The following is a 3,774-nucleotide window of genomic DNA, read 5'->3' on the forward strand; positions in this document are numbered from 1 at the left end:
CGGTGTCCCTGCTCGGCCTTTCGGCGATCGGGCTGTTCATCTCTACCCTGACCGAGGTGCCCGTCGGGGCCATGGCCCACGAGCACACGCTGCTCCGAGGGACCGATGCCGACGCCATCTGCTTCTCGGCGCACAAGATGTACGGGGCGAGCCTCGGCGTCGTCGTGACCCGGATCGAGCTGCTGCGCTCCCTCGAGATCAGTTTCGTCGGCGGCGGCATGGTGACGGATGTCCGCGCAGACTCCTTCGACCTCGTCACGGACGACCCCGGCGCACTCCTCGAACCCGGCCTGCAGGCCTGGGGCGAGATCATCGCGCTCGGCCGCGCGCTCGACTGGCTCGGACACATCCGCCCAGGCGGCCTGGCACCGCACGAACACATCGCGAGCCTCTCCGGCCGCCTGTTCGACGGCCTCAGCGCGATCCCCGGCCTCGTCGTGCTCAATCACGCCGCGAGCCCGGTCATCAGCGGCTACGCCCCGAAGCAGGATTCGCACCGACTCGCGGTGTTCCTCTCCCAGCAGCAGATCATGGTGCGCAGCGGCTACTTCTGCGCCCACCACGAGCTCAAGGAACGGCTCGGGCTTCCCCCGCTCCTGCGCTTCTCCCTCGGACTCCACTCCACTTCGGCGGACATCGACCGCGCACACGACGCCCTCGCCCGCCTCCTGAAAGGCCTTTCCTAAGTGTTCTGCATCGCAGCATTCATCGTTCTCCTGTTCATGGCGGCCATCTCGGCCCGTTATCGCAAGTACCTCGCGAAGGCGTGGAACTGTACGTTCCGCCGAATCACCTTCCGCCCGTGTGACACCACCTTCAAGCAGGACATGAAGGACCACATGCTCGCCCCGATCGCCGCGCGCAGGCCCGGCCTGGTCAAGCCCGCGAGCATCGGCCTCGAGGTCGTCGCCGTCCTGATCATCCTGACGACCATCTGGAGCGGGTACGAGGTCGTCAAGAGCGGCGTCAACCTCTACGTCTACGGAACCTGCAACAAGCAGGACTCAGCGTCGTGCAGCCTCGGCGCCGAGGCATGCTCCATTCCGGACCAGACCCCGGGCTTCGGCGATTCCCTCGCCGCGTGGGACGTGGTCGGCGCCTTCGGCAACGAATTCGCGAGCCTCGGCGAGACCTTCTCCGCCATCCCGAGCCGGATGCAGAACTGGGACGCCACGGCCTACCTGCCCGCGGACGCGACCTACCTGAACCCCTACGACGCGAGCAAGAAGACCGCGCTCGAGGTCATCGACCCCGGCTGCACATACTGCCTGCAGCTCTTCAACAACATCGAGAAGGCCGGATTCGGCGAGAAGCAGAACCTCAGCTACATCGCATACCCGATCCAGTCGGCGACCGGCTACAAGTTCAAGAACTCCCTCCTCGTCACCGAGCAGCTCGAGGCCCTGCGCCTGAACCCGCTCGAGGGCGCCACGACCCCGGTCGACTGGGAGATCCTGAAGCGCATCTACACCGAGAAGAACGACGCCGGGGTCTCCTGGCAGGTCTCGATCAACAGCATGGAGTCCGCGGACGCGAGTGCGCTTCTCCAGGGCTGGGAGCTCGAGTTCGGGCTCAGCCAGGCACAGGCCGACCACGTCGACCAGGTCGCGGCATCCGACCAGGTCACGCAGGTCATCGCGGCCAACAAGAAGACGGTCGAGGAGAGCATCCACACCGTGAAGATCCCGACGATCATCTTCGACGGCCGTCGCCACGACGGCCTCGTCTCCGTCGGCGACCTGGGCTAGCCCGTACGTGCGCTGAGGTGTCGCATCTCGACGTTAGATCCCAACGCGAACATCGATATGCGACACCTCACGGGGCTGAGAGCGGATGCCGGTGCTAGGGCTTCCAGACCATCAGCACGACGACCGCCACGAGCAGCAGGCTTGCGACACCGGAGCCTGCGGCGATCCGCGGGTAGCCGGCGGCCTTGGCGCCTGCGGCATCCGTCGCGAGCGACTCTGCTGCGGCCTTGAGCGCCGGCACGACGAGGAACAGGTTGATCGCGAGCGCGATCACGTAGAGCACGAGGGACAGCCACACCCAGGTCGATCCGAAGGTCCAGGCGTCGTCGGCCTCCTTGAGGCCGAGCGCCCCGAAACCGAAGAACGCGACCACGATCGAAAGCAACGTGAAGATATTGACCGACTTCGCGAGGGTCGCGACGGGACCCGCCTGCCCTGCCCGGATGGAGCGCATGGCGGTCATCGGGAGGATGGCCATCGGTCCGACGATGAAGACGGCGGCGACGATGTGCAGGACGTTGATCAGAATATGCATGCCTACAGGCTAGAGCCGTTCGGGTCAGGACGAGTGCACAACGCCGGGGTGGTCGGCGGGGAGGCCGTGGCGCTTGCCGGCGTGCAGCATCCGCAGGTTCTTCGTCTGCCAATCGCGCACGGCCTGGTGCTGCGGCTCGAGCGCGCGCAGCTCGGCGCAGGCCGTGACCTGGCGGCCGCAGGAGCAGAGCCGCGGCGTCGCCTCGTCGGCGTGGTGCAGCGTTCCGAGGCGCCAGAGCACGGCCATCGCCCAGTCGATCTGGTGCTGGGCGAGCTCGGCCCTCCGATCGGCGCGCTTGACGAGGTCGGTCTCGAGGATGCCGCGGAGTTCCGTGCCCGGCGCATGCTCGAAATCACGCGCCGCGATCCGGCGGAGGTCGTCGACCTGGCCGGTCAGCCGGGCGATGGCGGCGTCCTTCTCGGTGTCACTCGCCTGCGCCTTCTCGGCGAACCGCCGGTGCTTGTCCTGCTGCTCGGCGAACTGGCCGAGCCAGAGCTCGATGTGCTCGGCGTCGCGCCGCTCTGCCTTCTCGGCGCCGAGGTGGTGCAGGCACAGCGCGCAGACCACCTGGTCGCTCGCCGAACCGAAGGTGAAGGGCTGCAGCGACCGGCAGCAGAAGCACTGGGCGAGCACGGGAACGTACAGGGGATACGAGTGGGTCACGAGAGGATGTCCTTGGTCACGAATCGGCCGTAGGCGAGTGCCCCGAACACGAGGATATAGCCGCCCTGAAGCAGCGCATTGGCCCCGAACGACGTCCAGTCGATCGGCTGCCGCAACAGGTCGGCGAAGTCGAGCCAGTAGTGGCTGAACAGCCACGGATGCAGCCAGTCCAGTTGCGGGAGCGCGTCGAGCACCTGGGCGGTCACCGAGAGCACGATCGTCGCGGCCATGGCCCCGACGGGCACCTCGGTCAGGGTAGAGATGAACAGCCCGATCGCCGAAAGGCCGAGCAGGGACACCGTGACGTATGCCGCGATGAGGAGCGAACGAAGCACGGACTCGCCGACCCCGATGGTGTCACCGGAGAGCAGGGTGACCGGGCCGACCGGGAACAGGGCCGCGCCGATCAGGGCGCCGGAGACCGCGACGGTCAGTGTCGCGGCGACGCAGAAGGCCGCGGCGCCCGCGTACTTGACCAGCAGCAGGCGCACCCGCCCGGCCGGGGCCACGAGCAGGTAGCGCAGGGTGCCGAGGTTCGCCTCGCCCGCCACGGTGTCGCCGGCGACGACCCCGACGGTCAGCGGCAGGAAAAGCGGGATCGACACGATCAGGGCGGTGATCGCGACGAAGAGACCGTTCTGGGTGATCCGGTCGAGGAAGGCCGGGCCGCGTCCCGGCGTGACAGGGCTGCTGGTCAGCCGCACGGCGATGGCGATGAGCACCGGGATCGCGGCGAGCGAGCGCACGAGGCTGCGCACCTCGCGGGTGCCCTGGGGGTCGAGCCCGTTGGTGGGTTCGTCGAGCACGAGCAGCTCGCGCGGCATCAGG

5 protein-coding genes are annotated in these 3,774 nt (G+C 67.8%); 2 read left to right on the forward strand and 3 right to left on the reverse strand.

Going from position 1 to position 3,774, the window contains the following annotated elements:
• Nucleotides 1-686, forward strand: a 686-nt coding sequence (locus tag QN345_RS16750; protein ID WP_323508915.1) for an aminotransferase class V-fold PLP-dependent enzyme, incomplete at its 5' end; no start/stop codon positions are given.
• Nucleotides 687-1,748: a hypothetical protein gene (locus tag QN345_RS16755; protein WP_134449249.1), complete on the forward strand. Its 1,062-nt coding sequence runs from the start codon at nucleotides 687-689 to the stop codon at nucleotides 1,746-1,748. It abuts the gene before it with no gap.
• Between the two features lie 94 nt (nucleotides 1,749-1,842).
• Here the strand turns inward: QN345_RS16755 and QN345_RS16760 are convergent, their stop codons facing one another.
• Genes QN345_RS16760 through QN345_RS16770 form a run of 3 tightly spaced genes read right to left on the reverse strand, consistent with a single transcriptional unit; the run spans nucleotide 1,843 to nucleotide 3,773 of the window.
• Nucleotides 1,843-2,283 (reverse strand): DUF2269 family protein, encoded by a 441-nt coding sequence (locus QN345_RS16760; protein ID WP_134449250.1) that lies wholly within the window; start codon nucleotides 2,281-2,283, stop codon nucleotides 1,843-1,845.
• Between the two features lie 24 nt (nucleotides 2,284-2,307).
• Nucleotides 2,308-2,946, reverse strand: a complete 639-nt coding sequence (locus QN345_RS16765; protein WP_134449251.1) for a hypothetical protein — start codon at nucleotides 2,944-2,946, stop codon at nucleotides 2,308-2,310.
• Nucleotides 2,943-3,773, reverse strand: coding sequence for an ABC transporter permease (locus tag QN345_RS16770; RefSeq protein WP_416347672.1), 831 nt, complete (start codon nucleotides 3,771-3,773; stop codon nucleotides 2,943-2,945). Before QN345_RS16770 ends, QN345_RS16765 begins: the two co-directional genes overlap by 4 nt.
• Between the last annotated feature and the right edge of the window lies 1 nt (nucleotide 3,774).

It is taken from the genome of Cryobacterium sp. 10I1, assembly GCF_035019805.1.
GTDB lineage: Bacteria > Actinomycetota > Actinomycetes > Actinomycetales > Microbacteriaceae > Cryobacterium > Cryobacterium glucosi.

What these genes read in the sequence shown, in the direction of transcription:
- QN345_RS16760 (WP_134449250.1), bottom strand. Translation starts at nt 2,283, where the DNA reads ATGCATATTCTGATCAACGTCCTGCACATCGTCGCCGCCGTCTTCATC.